Below are 20,457 nucleotides of genomic sequence, written 5' to 3' on the forward strand. Positions count from 1 at the left end.
CGCCCGCCGCCCGCCCATGCTGCGCCGAAACCGGAGCACAGCCATGAAACCCGACACCCCGCACCACCCCGCCCCTGCTGATGCCGCCGCCCGCAAGGCGGTGCCGCCGGTGGTCTGCTATCCGGTGGAAAGCCTGCCGCAACCCGATCTGGCCGCGCTGCAAGCCGCCCGCGCGGGCTGGCGCAAGACCGCCGAGGTGCTGGTGCCGCCGCGCGACGCCCGCTGTTTCACCGTGCCCGCCGGGCACTTTCTCCGCATCACCTCGGTCGGCGGCCCGCAGGTGGGCGACCTGAACCTGTGGAACGCCGCCGACCTTTCCGAGCGGTTCTATTCCGGCAAGACCCGCGCCCTGCACGGCACGCACCTCTCCACCGGCGACCGGATGTGGAGCAGCTTTCCGACCCTGCGCCCGCTGGCCACCATCACCGACGACAGCCTGGACTGGTATGGCTTCGATGCCTTCGGCCTGTCGGTGCATGACGTGATCGGCACCCGCTGCGACCCCTACACCAACACTCTGCTGACCGGGGGCCAATATCATCACTGCTGCCATTCCAACCTGACCCGGGCGCTGGCCGCGGCCACCGGCCTGCCGCTGCATCAGGCCGAAACCCATGTGCATGACGTGCTGAACGTCTTCATGTGCACCGGGTTTTCGCGGCAGACCGGGCAATACCTGATGAAAGCCTCGCCAGTGCGCCCCGGCGACTACCTTGAATTCTTTGCCGAAATCGACCTGCTGGGCGGGTTGTCCGCCTGCCCCGGCGGCGATTGCAGTTCCGAACATTCCTCCGACACCGCCGCCTGCCACCCGCTGCGGATCGAGGTGTTTGCGCCCCAGTCACCCCCGGCAGGCTGGGTCAGCCCACAGCGAAACAGCTACGACCGCAGCCATGGCTCGCGCTGAAATCTACGTTTCTTCTCTGGAAAAGTATCCTCGGGGGGTCCGGGGGGCAGACAGCCCCCCGGCTACCTCAAGCAAAAGCCGCGTGCAGGGCAATCTCCACCATGTCGCCAAAGCTGCGCTCGCGCTGGTCGGCGGGCAGGGCCTCCTCGGTCAAGAGGTGGTCGGAAATCGTCAGCACCGCCAGCGCCCGCCGGCCATAGCGGGCGGCCAGCGTGTAAAGCTCTGCCGCCTCCATCTCGACACACAACGCGCCGTGGCGCTGCAACTGCTCCTGCAAATCCGGGCGTTCATCGTAGAACAGTTGCGAGGAATAGATCGTGCCGGCATGGGTCGGCACACCCAACCGTTCCGCTGCATCCCACGCCGCTTTCAGCAGCCCGAAATGCGCGGTCGGGGCAAAGTTCAGTTCCTTGAAGATGCCATTCGACGGCGCCGTCAGCGTGCAGGCCGACATCGCCAGCACCACGTCGCGCACCTTGACCTGCGGCTGCATGGCGCCGGCCGAGCCGATGCGGATCAGCGTCTGCGCCCCGTAATCGCGGATCAGCTCGTTGACATAGATCGACAGCGACGACATCCCCATGCCGGTGCCGTGGATGGTGACCGGATGGCCCTGCCAGGTGCCGGTATAACCCAGCATGCCGCGCACCTCGTTGATCAGACGGGCATCTTTCAGAAAAGTCTGCGCCGCCCAGCGCGCCCGGTAGGGGTCGCCCGGCAGCAGCACGGTTTCGGCAATCTCGCCCGGTTTGGCGCCGATGTGAAAGGTCATCTGGTTCCCCTGTGAAATGTCAGGGCCAACCTACCAGCGCGGCAAGGCGGCACAAGCCCTAGCCCGCCAGATGCCGCAACCCTTGCGTCACATCGGTGCGGATCGCCAGCCGCAGCCCCGGATCATCGCCCGCCCGCAGCGCCGCCAGAATGGCGCGGTGATGCTGCGGCGGCTCGCGGCGCTGCAACCGCGCGTAAAGCGCGCGCATGGTCGGGCCAAGCTGCAACCAGACGGTCTCGGTCATCGCCAGCATCGCCGGGGCCTGGGCGCGCAGATAAAGCGTGCGGTGAAACTCCAGATTGGTGCGGATATAGGCCACGGCATCCTGCTTCACCACGGCTTCGGCATTGGCGGCATTGATCGCGGCCAGCCGGTCGATCAGCGCGAAATGCGCCCGCGGCAGGGCGCGCGACGCCAGTTCCGGCTCCAGCAGCGCCCGCAGCGCCGCCAGTTCCTCGATCCGGTCGGCAGACAGTTCCGGCGTCGCCACCCGGCCCGAGGACGACAGCGAAAACGCCCCCTCGGCCACCAGCCGCCGCACCGCCTCGCGCGCGGGCGTCATCGACACGCCGAAAGTCTTGGCCAAACCGCGCAGGGTCAGCGCCTGCCCCGGCGCCATTTCGCCATGCATCACCTGCGCGCGCAGGGCGCGATACAGCCGCTCGTGGGTGGCGGTGGTGTCGGTGGGGCGCGGCTGGGCAAGCATGCCGTCAGCCAAGCACCCTACGCCGGCTGCGGTCAAGCGCCATCACCGCCTAGGGCGCAAAGCGCAAGCCGTGCAGCGCCGCCCCATGGGTCTTCAACCAGCGGCGCGGGATGCTGTAGCCGGGGTGAAGCCGCGTCACCACCTCCCAGAACGCCGGCGAGTGGTTCATCTCGGCCAGATGCGCCACCTCATGCGCCGCCACATAGTCCAGCACCTGTGGCGGCGCCATGATCAGCCGCCAGGAATACATCAGCCCGCCCGCCGCCGTGCATGACCCCCAGCGCGAGCGGGTGTCGCGCAGCGTCAGGCTGCTGTAGCGCAGGCCCAGGGAGGCTGCGTGCCGGTCGCTGGCCTCGGCCAGCCGGTCGCGCGCCTGCACCTTCAGGAAGGCCGCCACCCGCGCGCCCACTTGCTCTGCCTGCCCCGGCACCAGCAGTTCGGCACCGTCAACCCGCACCGCCCGCCCGCTGCCCGGCGTCAGCACCAGCGCCTGCCCCAGATACGGCAGGCTGCTGCCAAATCCCGCCACCTGCCCCGGTGCCACCGCCATCTCGGCCAGGGTCTGCCGGATCCAGCCCGCCTGTTCGTTCACAAACGCCAACGCATCTGCCTCCCGCGCCCGCAGCGGCAGCGACAGCGTCACCCGCCCATCCAGCCGCGACACCCGCAGCGAGAACCGCCGGGCGCGGGCCGAACGCCGCAAGGTGATCTCGACGGCAGGGGAGCCGGGAAGGATGGCCAAGCGACACCTCGTGATCTGGGCGCACAGGATAGCGCAAGTGCTGCGGGCGGCAATGGGGAAGGCTGGGGGCAAACGCCGTTGCCGGGCCTGCACGAAAGCCTTTGACAGCCGGGCGTGGCTGTGGCAAGCGACGCCTCTACTGGATCAGCCAGCCTTGCAAGGGGACCACCATGCCCAAACTCGAATGGGGCACGAAGCGCACCTGCCCGACCACCGGTAAGCGCTTTTACGACCTGAACAAAAACCCGATCGTCAGCCCCTACACCGGCGAGGTGGTGGACATCGAAAGCGCGCGGCGCAAGCTGGCCGCTTCGGTGGTGTCGCGGCCGGTGGCGGAAAAGGATGATTCGGTGCTGGTCGATGACCTGGAAGCCGATGACGATCTGCTGGTGGCCGACGCCGCCGAGGATACCGAACTGGATGACGACCTGCTGGAAGAAGACGCCGACGACAACGTGTCGCTGGACGATCTGGCTGATGTGGCAGGCGACGAGGAAGACATCTGATTTGTCGCGGCTTTCTGCGGGGCGCGTGTGTTTTTCCCCTTGCACCCCGCAGCGGCCTTAACTAGATAGCCCAAGCGATCCGGGATACGGGTCGCACCTCCGGTGGGGTCATAGCTCAGTTGGGAGAGCGCTTGAATGGCATTCAAGAGGTCGACGGTTCGATCCCGTCTGGCTCCACCATTAATCCCTTGACGACAAACAGAAACCGCTGACCGCAAGGTTCGGCCGTTTGTTTGTTTTGCGGCACGCCAAGTGCAGACAAGAGCAGCCGGCCCCGAAGGCCGTTCACCATTGCGGTCGGGACGCGGCACTCAGGCCAGTTGTTTGGCCACGATCCAGGTCACGGGAACCGACAGCACAAAGCCGATGGCTGCCGCGATCAGGATCGGTTGCAGCGTGTCGTTGCCGGTCACCAGCGCCACCACGATGCCGATGCCGGCCAGCGTGGTGGAGATCAGGGAAAAGAGGATAAAGGCCAGCCGCGACATGAAAAATCTCCTGCAGGTTTGCGTCAGTCTGCCAAGACAGTGAGCCAGCGGCCACATGCTGAACATGATCAGAATCAAATGGCGGCAAAAAACGCGTGAAATCGCGCTGGTGATGAACACCGCCGAGGGCACGCAAGCTGTGTCCGACAGCCGCGACATCCGCCGCGTGGCGCTGATGGACAAGATCCCGTATTTCACCACGGCCGCGGCGAGCATTGCGGCGGTTGCGGCGATGAAGGCGAGGGGCGAGGGGTATGGGGTGAGGACTTTACAAGGATAACAACCAAGAGTAACTTCACTCGAATTTGCGGTGAGGGACATGAAAGTATTCATAAGTTGGTCGGGTGAACTCAGCCATAAAATTGCTGTATCTCTGCGCGATTGGCTACCCAACGTTATTCAATCGGTAACACCCTACGTATCGTCAGAAGATATAGATAAGGGCACTCGATGGAGCCTTGATATTGCGGGCGAGCTCTCGACCTCCTTCTATGGAATTTTGTGCGTTACTGAAGACAATATTTATGCACCTTGGCTTAATTTTGAAGCCGGGGCTTTGTCGAAGTCAATTGACAACACAAATGTATCGCCGTTTTTGTTTAAAATAAAGCGATCAGATGTGAATGGCCCGATCTTGCAGTTTCAATCAACGATCTTTGAGAAGGAAGATTTCAGGAAGCTCACACATGGGATTAAGACAGCAGATCCAGAGTGCAAAATAGACGATCAAAGGTTCAACTCGATCTTTGATGTTTGGTGGCCAAAACTCGAGGAATGCCTTCTTTCTCTTGCTAAGAGCGCTAAGACCGATGGCGAAACTCGAAAGAAAAGTCGCACTCCGCATGACGAAATACTTGAGCAAATTCTTGAACTGACTCGTCAGAACACCCGAACACTCTCACAACAGGAAAAGTTCCTATTGGATGCGACCCAAGCCACTTCCGAAGGTCGCGGAAGAGTGGGGAGCATTGGTACAGATCATCCTGTTTTTAGAGATATCGTTGAGTCATTGTCTGCGATCCGCGAATTCGCTCTTGTGAGTTCAGCAAACACCGAAGGATTATTGGACGCTATTCGGCGAATCGAAAACCCCATTTTCTTCCTTCTCGATAGGCTTGGGGCTCCGACCTCCCTAAGAACCTTCACTAGATACACAAACCCGACTTTACCACGCCGCAGAGTTCGGAACGAACTCGCGCCACCTGAGGCCGAGTAGCTCGAGTGGCAGGTTGTTCTTTTCGTTCAACAGTGGGGTGAATCCCCTCAGCCATCCCAGCCCGATTTGTCACGCGACAAATCGGGCCGCGCCTGCCTGTCCTTTGCAGGCGCGTTACCGCGCCTCCCCGCCCGGCCACGGACCGGGCGTTCGATCGGGAAACGGTCCACTGGACCGTTTCTGATCCGGCCTCACCCCAGGCAGTCGCGCCCCGATTTCCAACCGCAAGCCCCTAGCCGCACACCCCTTGCCCTGCGGCTTGCGCCTTCAGGCAATCGGGCCGGGCGATCGTCCACTGGACGGTCGCCTTGCGGCCCTCTGGCTCTTGTTCCCGGCGCCTTTCTGAGCCCGCAAACAAGACGGGCCGCCGATCTTCCACCGCACACCAAAGCCCCCTCCCCCCACACCGCCCTTGACATCCCGCGCGAAAACCCCCATCTGCCCCCTATCCGAGAGCCCGTGCCGCGTGAGCATGTGTAAGGCCCGGATATGGTTCCCACCTTCACGCAGGGGCACCGCGACCCGTTCGGCGCGTGTGGCATCCGGCCATCCCGTCAGTCACGGGCCGCCCCTCCTGCTGCGCCGCATCCTGCGGCCTGCGCCATTCCGGCGGCCAACCCCGCCATTTGAAAGAACAAGATGTCCACATTCGATTCCCTGGGCCTTAGCCCGAAACTCGCCAAAGGTCTGGAAAAGGCCGGCTACACCAAGCCGACGCCGATCCAGTTGCAGGCGATCCCGCTGATCATGCAGGGCCGCGATCTGATGGGTCTGGCGCAGACCGGCACCGGCAAGACCGCAGCCTTCGGCCTGCCGCTGCTGCACCGCCTGCTGGATATCGGCCATCCGCCGGCCCCCCGCAGCGTGCGGGCGCTGATCATGGCGCCGACCCGCGAACTGGTGTCCCAGATCTCGGAAGCCCTTGAAGTCTTTACCAAAGGCACCGCCGTCAAGGTGGTCACCGTCACCGGCGGCGCCTCGCTGTTCCGGCAATCCGAGCGGCTGGCGCGTGGCGCCGACGTGCTGGTGGCGACGCCGGGCCGGTTGATCGACCTCTTGGACCGCAACGCCCTGACGCTGGAACATTGCGGCTATCTGGTGCTGGACGAGGCCGACCAGATGCTGGACATGGGCTTTATCCATGCGCTGAAAAAGATCGCCAAACACCTGCCGCTGAAACGCCAGACCCTGCTGTTTTCCGCCACCATGCCCAAGCTGATCGAGGATCTGGCGCAGACCTATCTGCGCGATCCGGTCAAGGTGCAGGTGGCCCCGCCGGGCAAGCCGATCGAGGCCATCGTGCAGGGCGTGCATTACACCCCGCAGGGCGACAAGGCGCGGCTGCTGGAGGAATACCTGAAAACCCACCCCGGCGAGATGGCGCTGGTGTTCGGGCGCACCAAGCACGGCTCGGAAAAGCTGATGAAGCTGCTGGTCGCCTGGGGCTTCAAGGCGGGGTCCATTCACGGCAACAAAAGCCAGAACCAGCGCGAGCGCACGCTGAGCGAGTTCCGCGAAGGCGCGCTTGACGTGCTGGTGGCGACCGACGTGGCGGCGCGTGGCATCGACATTTCCGGCGTGCGGCATGTCTATAACTACGACATGCCGAACGTGCCGGAAAACTATGTCCACCGCATTGGCCGCACCGCGCGGGCGGGTGCCGATGGCAAGGCCGTGGCCTTCTGCGCCCCGGCCGAGATGGAGGAAATTCAGGCCATCGAAAAGCTGCTGAAAACCCGGATTCCGGTGCTGGGCGGCGCGCCTTGGGCCGCCGATCTGGCCGGTGCCAGCAAACCGGCGCAAGGCCGGGGTGGCCGTCCGGGTGGCAAGCCGCAAGGCGGGCAGGGCAAACCCGCGGGTCGCAGCGCCAGCCCGAAACCCGCTGGCAAACCGCGCGCTCCGGTTCAGGGCGGCTATGGCGCGCCCAGCAAACCGGGTGCCAACCGCCGCACCGGGTCGGCAGCACAGGGTGGCAACCGCAGCCATCGCACCGCCGTCTGATTGCGCTTAGGGGGCGGGCGTCAGCTCGCCTCTTCCTCCAGGTTCAGCTTCATTTCCAGCAGAACCTGTTGAATGGCCAGGGTTTCCCGCAGCAACCGCTTGGCCTCGTTGACCGAGATCACCCCGTCACCGATGGCCTGATTATACTCGGCCATCAGCATCCCGAACCGCTGCGCCAGCGCCACCACGTCCGAGTTGATGCCGGTCGAGGGCGCATTGCGCTTTTCGGCGTCGTAAGACAGCGTGATGCCGCGCAGATCGGCCAGCGCGCTGGTGACATGCGGAAACCGCGAGGCGGACTCCAGTGCTGCCACCACGTCGATCGGCATGAAGCGGTCGTCATGCTCCTCGCTGTCGGAATAGTAGCGCCCGATCGTGGCCTTGGACTTGCCGGTCAGCTTGCAGGCCGCCTCGATGCCGACATCCTTGACCAGCGCTTCGCTGTGTTTCTTCAGATAGCTGGCAACGGACATGGCAACCCCTCAGGCGACACCCCGGCCCGGCCGGGGAAAACAAACTCCGTTTTCCCATTAATCGGATGGCAGGAGTTTGTCATTCATAATCCAGTTCCGGGCAACCGGAACAGTAACGAGTGACCGGTGTCCCCAGCATCGGTTTCGGGTGGGGGTCCGCCGTGCTTTGGTTCCGCAAGGATGTGCCACCAGATGTGCGGTGGCGATGCGGCGGGCCCGTCAGTCTGATAAACGGGATGAGGGATGGTTCAATCGGGAAAACCCGGCCAAACCCTTGAAATAAATGGTTCTGACACCCGCTGCACCCCTGCCCGAAACCGTTTCTGGCCCCAGCCGCCCATCTTCCAAGACGCCCATCTTGCAAACCGCCCATCTTGCACGGACGGCGGCCTTCGGGCTATCAACCAGCCATGGCCAAGCTCTATTTCCACTATTCCACGATGAATGCCGGCAAATCGACGGCGCTGCTGCAAGCCTCGCACAATTACCGCGAGGGCGGCATGGCGACCTATCTGGTCACCGCGCAATTCGACAATCGCGCCGGTGAGGGGCGGATTGCCAGCCGCATCGGCATCGGCGAGCCTGCCGACACCTTCGCACCCGACGACGACATGTTCGCGAAGATCGAAGCGCGGCTGGCGCAGGGTCCGGTGGCCTGCATCTTCCTCGACGAGGCGCAGTTCCTGACCAAGCCGCAGGTTTGGCAACTGGCGCGTGCGGTCGATGATCTGGGCGTGCCGGTGATGTGCTACGGCCTGCGGGTCGATTTCCGCGGCGAGCTGTTTCCGGGGTCGGCGGCGCTGCTGGCCTGGGCCGACGAAATGCGCGAGGTGCGCACGATCTGCGGCTGCGGCAAGAAGGCCACCATGGTGGTGCGCAAGGGCCCGGACGGCCGGGCGCTGCGCGATGGCGAGCAGGTACAGATCGGCGGCAACGAGACCTATGTCAGCCTGTGCCGCAGGCACTGGCGGCAGGCGCTGGCCGACTGACCGCACCGCTCATCCGCCCTGACAGGCGTCTTCGCTGCGATGACCGACCGCAAGGAAGGGAAGAGCTACCCCCGCCCGGCCCGCAGCGCGATCAGCACCCCGGCCCCGGCAATCAGCGCCATGCCGGTCACCGCCAGCGGCGTCAGCACCTCGGACCACAACAACCAGCCCCACAGCGCCGAAGCGGGCAGGATCATGTATTCGAACACCGACACCCGGCTGGCCTCGGCCACCTGATAGGCCTTGATCATCGCGCCGACCGCAAACAGCGACCCTGCCGCCTGCACCGCCGTCCAGAACCAGAACGTCCCCGAGGGCCAGACAAAGCCGCGCTGCACGAAACCGTCGGCCCCCGCAGGCACTTCCAGCGGCAGGAGGTAAAGCACCCCCATCCCGGCAAACCCCAGCAGCCCCAGCATGGCGAAAAACCCCGCCAGCAGCGTTTCCGCACTTTCGCCCGCGCACCACTGCCGCGTCGCGATATTGCCCATCGCATACAGCGCCCCCGCCGCCACCGGCAGCACGGCGGCGACCGAGGCGCCGTTCAGCGCCGATGGCCCCAGCACCAGTATGACCCCGACAAACCCCATCGCCACCGCGGCAATCCGCACAGGCCCGATCCGCATGCCGTAAGCAAAGCGCGAGATCAGCAGCACGAAAATGGGTGCGGTAAACAGCCCCGCCGCCACCTGCGCCACCGGCAGGAAGGCCAGCGCCCCGAAGTAGATCAGCATGGCAAAGCCGTGGATCGCACTGCGCGCCAGCACCGCGCCAAACCGCCTTGGCCGCAACCGCAGGCCCAGCGGCCAGGCCAGCAGCGCCAGCAAGCCCACCGCCATCACCGACCGCGTGGCGTGAAACTGCCACAGCCCGGCCTCGGCCGCGATCACCCGCACGTAATTGTCGGTAAAGCCGATCACCAGCGCATAGATCAGGATCATGCCGGCAGCGGCCAGCGTGCGGTCTTGGGTCGGGCTCATCGGGTGTCCTCTGCTGTCGGTCTTTCAAATCCTGCGGCAACAGCCCTTGCGCGCCCGAATCCGACATCGCCGCGTCCTTTCCGCACCTTGGGCAACCGGCCTCCGCTTCCGATTGTTCGCGCCGCCGCGCTGCGCTAGTCTGGCGGCAACCGAGGCAGGCCAAGGCAATAACCGCCCATGACGGCGCTGAAAAAATACCAGAAGCTTGAAAGCCCCGGCCTTTGGCGCGACACGCCCGAGGCGCAGCGACGCGAGGTTGTGGTGAATTTTGGCGAGGCCTCGCTGGTACTGACCGACCCGCGCACCGAGGCCGCACTGACCCACTGGTCGCTTCCGGCGGTAGAACGGCTGAACCCCGGCACGCTGCCCGCGGTCTATTCCCCCGGCGCCGACGCGACCGAGACGCTGGAGATCGACGACCCCGAGATGATGGCGGCGCTGGAAACCGTGCGCGGCGTGCTGGCGCAGACGCGGCCACGCCCCGGCAGGCTGCGCGGCTCTATCCTGCTGGGGTCGGTGGCGCTGGTCGTGGCGCTGGGGGTGTTCTGGCTGCCCGGTGCGCTGGAGCGGCACACCGCCTCGGTGTTGCCGCCCAGCACCCGCGCCGAGATCGGCACCATGGCCTTGGCCGATCTGGCGCGGTTGACCGGCAGGCCCTGCACCGATGCGGCGGGACAAGAGGCGCTGGACCTGTTGGGCCAGCGGCTGTTTGGTGCCGCCGCACCGCGGCTGGTGATCCTGCGCGATGGTGGCGCGCAGGCCTTGGCCCTGCCCGGCCCGATCCTGGCGCTGAACGCCAAGCTGGTGGAAACCGCCGATGGCCCCGAGGTGGCGGCGGGTTTCGCGCTGGCCGAAACCGCGCGCGCCGCGGCGCTGGACCCGATGATCGCCCTGCTGCATCACGCCGGGTTGGGCGCGACCTTTCGTTTGCTGACCACCGGCGTGTTGCCGCAAACCGCGCTGCGGGGTTACGGCGAGGTGCTGCTGCGCCAGACCCCGGTAGCGGTGGATGACGCCACGCTGCTGGCCAGCTTTGCCAGCGCCCAGGTCTCCAGCACGGCCTATGCCTATGCGCTGGATGCCTCGGGCGAAAGCGTGCTGGGGCTGATCGAGGCCGACCCAAGCCGCAACCGGGCGCGGCCCTTGCTGGCCGATGGCGACTGGATCAGCCTGCAAGCGATCTGCGCCGAATGAAAGACGCCCCCCTGCCTGGCAAGGGGGCGCAAGGCTGATTGCTGCCCGACTTTTTATCAGTTTGCCCGTAAGGTTACCCGGAGTTTCACCGGATGAAGGCGTCGCCAAAGCCCGCGCCGCGGGCCGCCGAAAGGGCCGCCTGCGCCGCGCCGCGATCACCGAATGGCCCGGCCAGCACGATCTGCATCGCGGTGCCGCCCTTGCTGATCTTCGCCGTGCCGACCCGCAGGCCCGCACCGCGAAGACGCGCCCTGGCCCCATCGGCATTGGCGGGCTGGGCAAAGGTGCCAACCTGCACATAGAAGCTGCCGCCCGCCGCTGGTGCCGCCGCCGGGGCCGCCACCCGCGCCGCAGGCTCGGTCATGGTCGATGCGCGCAGCCGGACCGGCTGGGCCAGAGCCGCGGCTTGCGGTGCCGACTGGCTGGAAGCCGCCCACCAGACCCGTTTCGTCGGCTGCCCAGCCACCAGACGGGCGGGCACCTCGCGGGTCCAGATCTGATCCTGCTGCGCCTGACCTTCGGCAGTGCCGATGCCGCGGTTGGGGTTCAGCCGGTCGTCGGTCCAAGCCGGTTTGTAGCCGCGCGGCAATGGCGGCAAAGCGGCCACCCGCCGCACCGGCGCTGCCGCCGCATAACTGCCGCCTGCCGGGGCAGTGACCCGTGCGGCCACCTGCTGGCCCTGCACCGGCTCGTATATCCCGGCGCCGACGCGGTTGCCGACGCCCTGCGCCACCACGGCATAGATCGGCGCCCGTGCGCCCTCCAGCGTGCCGTCGCCGCGGGTGCACAGCACCACCCGCCCGCCGTTCGACGTGGCATAGACCTTCGGCACCGGCGCGGATCTGAAGCAGCCGATCTGACCGGGGCCGGGCACGCTGGCCAAGGCCTGCGGTGCCGGTGCCGCCACCCGTTGCACGGGCTGCGCGGCGGCCGCCTGAATGACGGGCGCTGCCGTATAGGTGTTGGCCGCTACCATCGGCGCCTGACCCGCCGCGCGGATCGTCGGCGGCGTGGTCAGCGAGGCCACGGTCTGCATCGGTGCCCCGGTGGCACGCTGCTGCACCGGGGCGCGCCGCACCACCGGCGCTGGAGCCTCGGCCACCTGCACCGGCGCTGCCGCAACCGGCGCCCTCGCGGCGAGTGTTGGCGGATAGCCGCACAGCACCCGGCGCTGGCTGTTCACCCGCGGCACCCAGGTCACCTGCCCGCCAACGCCGGCGCGCAGGAACACACAGCCCTGACTGTCCACATACATCTGGCCTGCATAACCCGCAGGCGGCGCTTCACGCGGGCCACCAATGCGGCCAAGCGTCTGGGCATCAGCCGCGCACACCCCAACAGCAGCCGCCCAAAGAGCGACCGAAACAATCTTCAAAAGCATGACTACCCCCATGTAGCGTGGCGGCAATGATGCGGCAGGATTGTTTCCGAGTAAAGAGCATTTCCCCTATTTTGTGCCGAACATGCGGTCGCCCGCATCCCCTAGCCCCGGCACAATATATCCGTGGTCATTCAGATGGCTATCCACCGCTGCTGTCACGATCGGCACGTCCGGATGGGCCTCTTTCATGCGCTTTATGCCCTCTGGTGCGGCCAGAAGACACAGGAAGCGGATGTTCTTCGCCCCCGATTGTTTCAAAAGATCAATCGCCGCGACCGAGGAATTGCCGGTGGCCAGCATCGGATCGACCACGATGCAGATGCGGTCCTCCAGCTGATCCGGCACCTTGCAGTAATACTGCACCGGCTTCAGCGTTTCGGGATCGCGGTAAAGCCCGACGAAGCCGACCCGCGCCGCCGGGATCAGCTCCAGGATCCCGTCCAACAACCCGTTGCCCGCCCGCAGGATCGAGATCAGCGCCAGTTTCTTGCCATCCAGCGTCGGCGCGTCCATCTCGCACAGCGGCGTTTCGATCCGCGTCGTGGTCATGTCCAGCTCGCGCGTCACCTCGTAAGCCAGCAGCAGGCTGATCTCGCGCAAAAGACGGCGGAACCCGGCGGTCGAGGTGTCCTTCTTGCGCATCAGCGTCAGCTTGTGCTGCACCAGCGGGTGATTGACGACGGTCAGATGATCAAGCATCGGCGGCCTCCAGTTGCTTGCGGATACGGGCGCGGGTATCGGCGTCGCAGAACGCCGCGTCAAGGCTGGTGCGGGCGATGGCGCGGAATTGGCCTGCGTCCCAGTCGAAGGCGTCGTGCAGGCGGTCATATTCCCGCGCCATCGTGGTGTGGAAAAACGGCGGATCGTCGGTCGAGATGGTGACCTTGACGCCGCGCTGCAGCAGCGTGCTGATCGGATGCGCGCGCCAGTTGGGGTAGAGCCCGAGCGCAATGTTCGAGCCGGGGCAAACCTCCAGCACGATACCCTTTTCCGCCAGCTCATCGACCAGCGCCAGGTCCTCGATGGCGCGCACGCCATGGCCGATGCGTTCGACCTCCAGATCGTGCAGCGCATCACGCACCGAATCCGGGCCACCCCATTCGCCGGCATGGGCGGTCAGCCGCAGCCCGGCCTCGCGCGCCGCATCAAAAGCCCAGCGGAAGTCTTTGGGTTTGCCTATCTTTTCGTCACCGGCGATGCCGAAGCCGGTGATGAAATCACCCGCGGTTTCGGCGGCACAAAGCGCGGTTTGCCGGGCCTTTTCCGGTCCGAAATGCCGGATGCAGGTGATGATGCCGCGCAGGGTTATGCCGTGAGTTTTCTGTGCGATTTCAGCGGCTTCCTGAATGGCCTGCAAGTATTCGCGCCAGGCGCCAAGGTCGCGGTTGCCGCAGAAATCCGGCGACAAGAAGGTTTCCGAATAGATCACCCCACTTGCGGCGCTTTCTTCGAGCACCGCGAGGGTCAGCCGGTGGTAATCCATCGGGGTTTTCAGGGTTTCGGTGGCGGCCTCGTAAACCTTCAGGAACTGCCAGAAATCGCTGAACTTGTAGCCGCCATCGGCGTCGAACATCCCCGACAGGTCGATATGTTTCTCGCGCGCCAGTCCGCGGATGAAGGCCGGGGGTGCCGCGCCTTCCAGATGCAGGTGCAACTCGACCTTGGCCAAGTCTTTCAAACTCATAGGAAGTTTTTCCCGTTGCCCTGCGCAGGCACCCCCAGATGTGCGGCAATCGAGGCCGCGACATCGGTGAAACCGCAAATGCCGATCTGCCCCGTCCCGGCCCCCGCCACCACAACCGGCACCCGCTCACGCGTGTGTTCCGTGCCGCGGAAGGTGGGGTCGTTGCCATGGTCGGCGGTGAAAATCGCGATATCGCCGGGGCGCAGGCGGGTCAGGAGAACGCCCACGCGGGCGTCAAACCACTCCAGCGCGCGGGCGTATCCCGCCACGTCGCGGCGGTGGCCATACAGACTGTCGAACTCGACAAAGTTCGCAAAGGTCAAGGAACCGGGTTCAGCACCGTCCGCCAAGGCCAATAAATGTTCGAAAAGGTCAAGATCGGATTTTCCCTTGTGCAGGGTCCCGATGCCCTGCATCGAGAAGATATCGCCGATCTTGCCCACCGCATGCGTGGCCCGCCCCGCCCCCTGCACCCAGTCCAGCAGCGTCGGCGCCGGGGGGGCTATGGCATAGTCATGCCGGTTCGGCGTGCGGGTAAACGCCCCCGGTTGCCCAAGGAAGGGCCGCGCGATCACCCGGCCCACCTTCATCGCGTGCAACGTCGGCGCCAGCGCCTTGCACAGGGTCAGCAACCGCTCCAGCCCGAAGCTTTCCTCGTGTGCCGCGATCTGGAACACCGAATCCGCCGAGGTGTAGCAGATCGGCCAGCCGGTCCGCATATGCTCGGCCCCCAGCTTTTCGATGATCGGAATACCCGAGGCGTGGCAGTTGCCCAGGATGCCCTTGGTGCCTGCCAGCGCACAGACCTGCGCCACCAGACCTTCGGGAAACGCCGGGGTCGTATCGGGGAAATAGGTCCAGTCCCACGGCACCGGCACCCCCGCCAGTTCCCAATGCCCCGAGGGGGTATCCTTGCCGTTCGACACTTCGGTCGCAGCCCCCCAGCGCCCGCTGGGCACCGCGCCAAGCCCCGGCGTTGCATCGCCCGAGGCCAGCCGCACCGCCGCCCCCAGCCCCAGCCCGTCCAGCACCGGCAGCCGCAACGGCCCCGCGCGCCCGACATCGGCCCGCCCGGCCGCACATTCTGCGGCGATATGCGCCAGCGTGTTGGCCCCGGCATCACCGAAAACCGCCGCATCCGGCGCGCCGCCGCAGCCCACCGAATCCATCACCACCAGAAATGCCCGCGTCATCATGCGATCCTTTTATGCACCAGGGGCGGCTCGTCCGGGGCCGCGGGGCCAAAGCCGTAGGCCGCCTGCACCGCCTGCACCGCCCGATCCGCCTCGGCCTCGGTCGCGGCATGCACCATTGCCAGCGGCACATCGCGGCTGGCCTCTTCGCCGATCCCGGCCATGTCCGAAAGCCCGACCGAAGGATTGACCTTGTCGCCCTCGCGCAAGCGGCCCCCACCCAGCCGCACCACCGCCTGTCCCAGCGCGAAACCGTCGATGCTGGTGACAAACCCCTCGCCGGGGCAAGGCACCTCGCGTTGCACCGGGGCGGCGGGCAACCGGTCGGGCCAGCGGTCCACAAAATCGGCAGGCCCGCCCTGCGCCGCCACCATGCGGCCGAAATATTCCGCCGCAGCACCGCTTTCCAGCGCCTGCTCGATCCGCCCCGCCCCATCCGCCGCATCCGCCGCGATGCCGCCCAAGGCGAGGGCCTCGCCGCCCAAAGCCGCCGTCAGATCCCACAGGGCGGTGTTGACCGAGGTGCCGGTCAACGTCTCCATCACCTCGATCACCTCCAGCGCGTTGCCCGCGGCGGTGGCCAGGGGCTGGCTCATGTCGGTGATCAGCGCCGTGGTCATGCAGCCGGCCCCTTGCGCGGTAGAGACCAGGGCACGGGCCAGCGCCTCGGCCTGCTCCATGGTCTTCATGAAAGCGCCGGAACCGACTTTCACATCCAGAACAAGGGCTTCCAGCCCCGCCGCCAGTTTCTTCGCCAGAATCGAGGCGGTGATCAGGTCGATGCTTTCCACCGTCGACGTGACATCGCGGATGGCATAAAGACGGCGGTCGGCGGGGGCAATTTCGGCGCTGGCCGAGACGATGGCGCAGCGGATATCGCCGATCTGGGTGCGCAACTGCTCCTCGGTCAGTGCGGTGCGGAAACCGGGGATCGCCTCCAGCTTGTCCAGCGTGCCGCCGGTATGGCCAAGGCCGCGGCCCGAAATCATCGGCACATAGGCGCCGCAAGCCGCCAGCGCCGGGGCCAGCAGAAGGGAAATGCAATCACCGATGCCGCCGGTGGAATGTTTGTCCAGCACCGGGCCGGGCATGTCCCAATGCAGCACCTTGCCGGAGTCGCGCATAGCCCGGGTCAGCGACACCCGGCCGACCTCGCCCAACCCGTTCAGAAACACTGCCATGGCAAAAGCCCCGGCCTGCGCGTCCGTGACAGCACCTGAGGCGAGCCCTTGGGCGAACCAGTTCAACTCCTCGACCGAGGGGGTTTTGCTTTGGCGGACCAGCGCGATGATGCTGCGGGCGTCCATCAGGCGCGGTCCATGTGGGCGGCGGTGAAGACGCCGGGCAGCAGGTCGGCCACGGTGGTGGCGCGGGCTTTGCCGTCAGTGGTGCAAAGGGTGACGGGCACCTGCGGGTCGGCAAACTCGGCCAGCTTCTGGCGGCAGCCACCGCAGGGCGGCACCGGGTCGGGGCTGTCGGCAATCACCAGCACCTCGGCAATACGGGTCTCGCCCGCCGCCACCATGGCGGCGATGGCCCCGGCCTCGGCGCAGGTGCCTTCGGGATAGGCGACGTTTTCAACATTGCAGCCGGCATAGATCACCCCGGAGGTCGCCCTGATCGCCGCCCCGACCTTGAAGCGGGAATAGGGGGCATAGGCGTTGTGGCGCACGTCGGTTGCGGCTTTCAGCAGGGACATCGGGGCCTCCTTTGGGTTGGCGCGAGTTTGCGGCCAGCGTGGGCGGGATGCAAGCGGTGTGCTTGCGGCCAAGGACGGGGGCGCTGTCCCCGGACCCCCGGGATATTTGTGCAAAGGAGAAAATGGGAGGGGAGGTCTTGGGGCAGGTTTTCGGGCATTGTCTCCTGGCGTCGATCCGGCGCAGAATGTAGGTGTGACGGCGCGGGCGGTTGCTGATAGTTCAGCATTAAACTATTTTTGGAGGAACGGCATGGACGAGGCCAGGCAAGACACCACGCGGCAGGCGGCGCTGGACTATCACGAGTTCCCCAAGCCCGGAAAGCTGGAAATTCGCGCCACCAAGCCGCTGGCCAACGGCCGCGATCTGGCCCGCGCCTACAGCCCGGGCGTGGCGGAGGCGTGTCTGGAGATCAAGGCCGATCCGGCAACCGCAAGCCGTTATACCGCAAGGGGAAACCTGGTGGCGGTGGTCACCAATGGCACCGCCGTTCTGGGGCTTGGCAACATCGGGCCGCTGGCCGCCAAGCCGGTGATGGAAGGCAAGGCGGTATTGTTCAAGAAATTCGCCAACATCGACTGCTTTGACCTTGAACTGAACGAGCCCGACCCGCACCGGCTGGCCGAGATCGTCTGCGCGCTGGAGCCGAGTTTCGGGGCGATCAATCTGGAGGACATCAAGGCACCCGACTGTTTCATCGTCGAGGCGCTGTGCCGGGCGCGGATGAGCATCCCGGTGTTCCACGACGACCAGCACGGCACCGCCATCGTGGTGGGGGCGGCGGCGACCAATGCGCTGCATGTGGCGGGCAAGCGGTTTCAGGATATCCGCATCGTTTCCACCGGTGGTGGGGCAGCGGGGATTGCCTGTCTGAACATGCTGCTGAAACTGGGGGTGCGGCGGGAAAACGTCTGGCTATGCGACATTCACGGGCTGGTCTATCAGGGCCGGCCGCAGGACATGAACCCCGAGAAGGCGGCGTTTGCCCAAGCCAGCGACAAGCGCACGCTGGGCGAGGTGATCGACGGGGCCGACATGTTTCTGGGCCTGTCCGCACCCGGCGTGCTGACGCCGGAAATGGTGGCGCGGATGGCGCCGCGGCCGATCGTCTTTGCGCTGGCCAACCCGACGCCCGAAATCACGCCCGACCTGGTGCGCAGCGTGGCACCCGAGGCGATCATTGCCACCGGACGCTCTGATTTTCCCAATCAGGTCAACAACGTGCTGTGTTTTCCCTTCATCTTCCGCGGCGCGCTGGACGTGGGGGCCACCACCATCAACGATGCCATGCAACTGGCCTGCATCGACGGGATCGCGGCCCTGGCGCGTGCCACCACCAGCGCCGAAGCCGCCGCCGCCTACAAGGGCGAGCAACTGGCCTTTGGCGCCGATTACCTGATCCCCAAGCCGTTCGATCCGCGGCTGATCGGGGTGGTTGCCTCGGCGGTGGCCAAGGCCGCGATGGAGACCGGCGTCGCCACCCGCCCGATTGCCGACATGGACGCCTATCGCCGCAAGCTGGACGGCTCGGTATTCAAATCGGCGCTGATCATGCGGCCGGTGTTCGAGGCCGCCCGCACCACCACCCGCCGCATCATCTTTGCCGAGGGCGAGGATGAACGGGTGCTGCGCGCCGCCAATGCCATGCTGGAGGAGACCACCGACAAGCCGATCCTGATCGGCCGCCCCGAGGTGATCGGCGCGCGCTGCGAAAAGGCCGGGCTGCCCATTCGCCCGGACCGCGATTTCGAGATCATCAACCCGGCCAGCGACACCCGTTATCGCGAGTTCTGGGGCAGTTATCACGAGTTGATGCAGCGCCAGGGGGTGACGCCCGATACCGCGCGGGCGGTGATGCGCACCAACTCCACCGCCATCGCCGCCATTGCCGTTCATCTGGGCCATGCGGAATCGATGATCTGCGGCACGTTCGGGCAGTATCTGTGGCATCTGAACTACGTCCGGCAAGTGCTGGCGCGGCGCGGCTTGCACCCGGTGGGGGCGCTCAGCCTGATGGTGCTGGAGGACGGGCCGCTGTTCGTGGCCGACACCCAGGTGAACCCGGTGCCGACGCCCGAGCAGATCGCCGCCACCATCATCGGCGCCGCCCGCCATGCCCGCCGCTTTGGCGTGACGCCGAAGGTGGCGCTGTGCTCACATTCCAACTTTGGCAATCTGGAAAGCGATTCCGGGCGGCGGATGCGGGCGGCAATGGAGATCCTCGATGCCCGCGAGGTCGACTTCACCTTTGAAGGCGAGATGTCGGCGGATGCCGCACTCGACCCCGAGCTTTGCGCCCGGATCTTCCCCAATTCGCGGCTCCAAGGCCCGGCGAACATCCTGATCTTCGGCTATACCGATGCCGCCAATGCCGCCCGCAACATCATGCGCTACAAGGCCGATGGGCTGGAGGTCGGGCCGATCCTGATGGGCATGGGCAACCGCGCCCATATCGTGACGCCGTCGATCACCGCGCGGGGCTTGCTGAACATCTCGGCCTTGGCGGGCACGCCGGTGGGGATGTATGGCTAGTGTTCGCCACCTGACACAAGATACCCATGACGGCTTTGAGCCCTTTGCGGACATACGAAAACGCTACGGCTTGGGGCTAAGGTAGTCACTTTTAACCACCATTCGGGCTTGTCAAAAATTTCGACTCGAGATACCAACCAACTTACCCTGCGTCAGCATGGGCGACCTGTCAAACGTACTTGCGGTACGGGTAGGTGGCAATTCTCCGCAATTTTTCGTGGGAATTGCACATTATCATAACAGGTGGGAATGGAGGGTAGCAATGAACGAGGTCATCGGTAGTGGGTTATTTGCTTTGGTCGCGGCTCTTGTGGCTGTTTCGTATCAGTATTGGCAGTTTCGAAAGCAACTTCAGGCTGCGCATGACGACGCGATATCTGACAGCAAAAAACGTGTAATCGAAGCGCTAATAGCTTATAGATTTGTGCTTATCTCAGATAGACGAAATGATCCTGAGCCGACAATGCGCTTCAATGCGGCACTATCTGCAATTCCTGTTCATTTCTCACACAGCAAGGCGTGCTTAGATAAGTACCGCGCCATCGGCGATAATTTCACTGCCGAAAAATACTATGATTTAGTCATCGAATTGATGAAAGATGTGCCACTCGGAACGGCATCATTTGATAAGCATCTTCTAGAGAATGTGCCTCGCGTCACGCCGAAAAACAATTAGACCTCAAATCAATTGTTCACGAACGCCCGCTTCGTCCGCATAGCTGCCCTTCGTCACTGATGGCGTCTGGCGCACGGGAACCTTGTGTCAGACGGCGAACACTAGGGTAGAATCGGCGGGGTTGAATAGAACCGCGACACCCCGCCGCAACTTTGCAAAGTTTTGCGCTTTGTGAGATTTCCGGCAAGATTTGCTGGGGTTTGCAAAACTTTGCGGCGCGGATCGGCGGAAATCTGCAAATTTTTTCGCAGCAACGCCCGGATGAGACTGGCAATATCATTGCGCGCCGCCCCCCCTGTCGCGTAACAAGCAGCAAGCTT

General features: G+C 65.1%; 20 protein-coding genes, 1 tRNA gene and 1 pseudogene. 10 read left to right on the forward strand and 12 right to left on the reverse strand.

The genetic code is table 11. The annotated features are described in order from the left end of the window. Nucleotides 1-43 precede the first annotated feature (43 nt). Nucleotides 44-907, forward strand: coding sequence for an urea carboxylase-associated family protein (locus tag RSW2DRAFT_RS12795; RefSeq protein ID WP_008031611.1), 864 nt, complete (start codon nucleotides 44-46; stop codon nucleotides 905-907). Between the two features lie 67 nt (nucleotides 908-974). Here the strand turns inward: RSW2DRAFT_RS12795 and deoD are convergent, their stop codons facing one another. Genes deoD through RSW2DRAFT_RS12810 form a run of 3 tightly spaced genes read right to left on the reverse strand, consistent with a single transcriptional unit; the run spans nucleotide 975 to nucleotide 3,127 of the window. Then, nucleotides 975-1,679, reverse strand: coding sequence for a purine-nucleoside phosphorylase (gene deoD, locus RSW2DRAFT_RS12800; RefSeq protein WP_008031612.1), 705 nt, complete (start codon nucleotides 1,677-1,679; stop codon nucleotides 975-977). Between the two features lie 58 nt (nucleotides 1,680-1,737). Next, nucleotides 1,738-2,385 (reverse strand): GntR family transcriptional regulator, encoded by a 648-nt coding sequence (locus tag RSW2DRAFT_RS12805; RefSeq protein ID WP_008031615.1) that lies wholly within the window; start codon nucleotides 2,383-2,385, stop codon nucleotides 1,738-1,740. Nucleotides 2,386-2,434: 49 nt separating this feature from the next. After that, the gene (locus RSW2DRAFT_RS12810; RefSeq protein ID WP_008031617.1) at nucleotides 2,435-3,127 is read right to left on the reverse strand and encodes a M48 family metallopeptidase; all 693 of its coding nucleotides are present in this window, start codon (nucleotides 3,125-3,127) and stop codon (nucleotides 2,435-2,437) included. Nucleotides 3,128-3,297: 170 nt separating this feature from the next. Here RSW2DRAFT_RS12810 and RSW2DRAFT_RS12815 point away from each other — a divergent pair, with 170 nt between their 5' ends. Both RSW2DRAFT_RS12815 and RSW2DRAFT_RS12820 read left to right on the forward strand, forming a co-directional pair. Further along, on the forward strand, nucleotides 3,298-3,633 hold the full coding sequence (locus RSW2DRAFT_RS12815; protein ID WP_008031619.1) for a TIGR02300 family protein: 336 nt from the start codon (nucleotides 3,298-3,300) through the stop codon (nucleotides 3,631-3,633). A 104-nt stretch (nucleotides 3,634-3,737) separates the two neighbouring features. After that, nucleotides 3,738-3,813, forward strand: a tRNA-Ala gene (locus RSW2DRAFT_RS12820). A 131-nt stretch (nucleotides 3,814-3,944) separates the two neighbouring features. Here the strand turns inward: RSW2DRAFT_RS12820 and RSW2DRAFT_RS12825 are convergent. Continuing rightward, complete coding sequence (locus RSW2DRAFT_RS12825) at nucleotides 3,945-4,121, reverse strand: hypothetical protein (RefSeq protein WP_008031620.1); 177 nt, start codon at nucleotides 4,119-4,121, stop codon at nucleotides 3,945-3,947. A gap of 97 nt (nucleotides 4,122-4,218) precedes the next feature. Here RSW2DRAFT_RS12825 and RSW2DRAFT_RS12830 point away from each other — a divergent pair. The 3 genes and pseudogenes from RSW2DRAFT_RS12830 to RSW2DRAFT_RS12835 form a co-directional block, all read left to right on the forward strand. After that, nucleotides 4,219-4,401: pseudogene (locus RSW2DRAFT_RS12830) on the forward strand (hypothetical protein); the annotation flags it as partial. Nucleotides 4,402-4,440: 39 nt separating this feature from the next. Then, nucleotides 4,441-5,337 carry a hypothetical protein gene (locus RSW2DRAFT_RS17990; protein ID WP_008031624.1) on the forward strand — a complete coding sequence of 299 codons (897 nt, stop codon included), beginning with the start codon at nucleotides 4,441-4,443 and terminating at the stop codon, nucleotides 5,335-5,337. 639 nt (nucleotides 5,338-5,976) lie between these two features. Continuing rightward, nucleotides 5,977-7,338, forward strand: coding sequence for a DEAD/DEAH box helicase (locus RSW2DRAFT_RS12835; RefSeq protein WP_008031625.1), 1,362 nt, complete (start codon nucleotides 5,977-5,979; stop codon nucleotides 7,336-7,338). A gap of 20 nt (nucleotides 7,339-7,358) precedes the next feature. On the opposite strand, the gene RSW2DRAFT_RS12840 is transcribed toward RSW2DRAFT_RS12835, so the two are convergent. After that, nucleotides 7,359-7,811: a hypothetical protein gene (locus tag RSW2DRAFT_RS12840; protein WP_008031627.1), complete on the reverse strand. Its 453-nt coding sequence runs from the start codon at nucleotides 7,809-7,811 to the stop codon at nucleotides 7,359-7,361. A 410-nt stretch (nucleotides 7,812-8,221) separates the two neighbouring features. Here RSW2DRAFT_RS12840 and RSW2DRAFT_RS12845 point away from each other — a divergent pair, with 410 nt between their 5' ends. Further along, entirely contained in the window at nucleotides 8,222-8,800 is a 579-nt protein-coding gene (locus RSW2DRAFT_RS12845; RefSeq protein WP_008031629.1) for a thymidine kinase, read from the forward strand. A gap of 65 nt (nucleotides 8,801-8,865) precedes the next feature. On the opposite strand, the gene RSW2DRAFT_RS12850 is transcribed toward RSW2DRAFT_RS12845, so the two are convergent. Further along, nucleotides 8,866-9,780 (reverse strand): DMT family transporter, encoded by a 915-nt coding sequence (locus RSW2DRAFT_RS12850; RefSeq protein WP_008031630.1) that lies wholly within the window; start codon nucleotides 9,778-9,780, stop codon nucleotides 8,866-8,868. Between the two features lie 177 nt (nucleotides 9,781-9,957). Here RSW2DRAFT_RS12850 and RSW2DRAFT_RS12855 point away from each other — a divergent pair, with 177 nt between their 5' ends. Then, the gene (locus RSW2DRAFT_RS12855; protein WP_008031632.1) at nucleotides 9,958-10,974 is read left to right on the forward strand and encodes a hypothetical protein; all 1,017 of its coding nucleotides are present in this window, start codon (nucleotides 9,958-9,960) and stop codon (nucleotides 10,972-10,974) included. An 85-nt stretch (nucleotides 10,975-11,059) separates the two neighbouring features. On the opposite strand, the gene RSW2DRAFT_RS12860 is transcribed toward RSW2DRAFT_RS12855, so the two are convergent. The 6 genes from RSW2DRAFT_RS12860 to RSW2DRAFT_RS12885 all read right to left on the reverse strand — a co-directional run bounded on the left by RSW2DRAFT_RS12860 (nucleotide 11,060) and on the right by RSW2DRAFT_RS12885 (nucleotide 16,931). Then, nucleotides 11,060-12,355, reverse strand: coding sequence for an SPOR domain-containing protein (locus RSW2DRAFT_RS12860; protein WP_008031634.1), 1,296 nt, complete (start codon nucleotides 12,353-12,355; stop codon nucleotides 11,060-11,062). A 66-nt stretch (nucleotides 12,356-12,421) separates the two neighbouring features. Next, entirely contained in the window at nucleotides 12,422-13,054 is a 633-nt protein-coding gene (gene upp / locus RSW2DRAFT_RS12865) for a uracil phosphoribosyltransferase (protein ID WP_008031635.1), read from the reverse strand. After that, nucleotides 13,047-14,039 carry an adenosine deaminase gene (locus tag RSW2DRAFT_RS12870; RefSeq protein ID WP_008031637.1) on the reverse strand — a complete coding sequence of 331 codons (993 nt, stop codon included), beginning with the start codon at nucleotides 14,037-14,039 and terminating at the stop codon, nucleotides 13,047-13,049. Before RSW2DRAFT_RS12870 ends, upp begins: the two co-directional genes overlap by 8 nt. Beyond that, the gene (locus RSW2DRAFT_RS12875) at nucleotides 14,036-15,232 is read right to left on the reverse strand and encodes a phosphopentomutase (protein ID WP_008031639.1); all 1,197 of its coding nucleotides are present in this window, start codon (nucleotides 15,230-15,232) and stop codon (nucleotides 14,036-14,038) included. The genes RSW2DRAFT_RS12870 and RSW2DRAFT_RS12875 overlap by 4 nt, the downstream gene beginning before the upstream one ends. Continuing rightward, nucleotides 15,232-16,539 carry a thymidine phosphorylase gene (locus RSW2DRAFT_RS12880; RefSeq protein ID WP_008031641.1) on the reverse strand — a complete coding sequence of 436 codons (1,308 nt, stop codon included), beginning with the start codon at nucleotides 16,537-16,539 and terminating at the stop codon, nucleotides 15,232-15,234. Before RSW2DRAFT_RS12880 ends, RSW2DRAFT_RS12875 begins: the two co-directional genes overlap by 1 nt. Further along, complete coding sequence (locus RSW2DRAFT_RS12885; protein WP_008031643.1) at nucleotides 16,539-16,931, reverse strand: cytidine deaminase; 393 nt, start codon at nucleotides 16,929-16,931, stop codon at nucleotides 16,539-16,541. The genes RSW2DRAFT_RS12880 and RSW2DRAFT_RS12885 overlap by 1 nt, the downstream gene beginning before the upstream one ends. 250 nt (nucleotides 16,932-17,181) lie before the next feature. Here RSW2DRAFT_RS12885 and RSW2DRAFT_RS12890 point away from each other — a divergent pair, with 250 nt between their 5' ends. Both RSW2DRAFT_RS12890 and RSW2DRAFT_RS17995 read left to right on the forward strand, forming a co-directional pair. Beyond that, nucleotides 17,182-19,461, forward strand: coding sequence for an NADP-dependent malic enzyme (locus RSW2DRAFT_RS12890; protein ID WP_008031645.1), 2,280 nt, complete (start codon nucleotides 17,182-17,184; stop codon nucleotides 19,459-19,461). Between the two features lie 262 nt (nucleotides 19,462-19,723). Next, nucleotides 19,724-20,137, forward strand: a complete 414-nt coding sequence (locus RSW2DRAFT_RS17995) for a hypothetical protein (RefSeq protein WP_156790714.1) — start codon at nucleotides 19,724-19,726, stop codon at nucleotides 20,135-20,137. Nucleotides 20,138-20,457: the final 320 nt, after the last annotated feature.

Origin of the sequence: Rhodobacter ferrooxidans (assembly GCF_000176015.1) — a bacterium.
Lineage (GTDB): Bacteria > Pseudomonadota > Alphaproteobacteria > Rhodobacterales > Rhodobacteraceae > Pseudorhodobacter_B > Pseudorhodobacter_B ferrooxidans.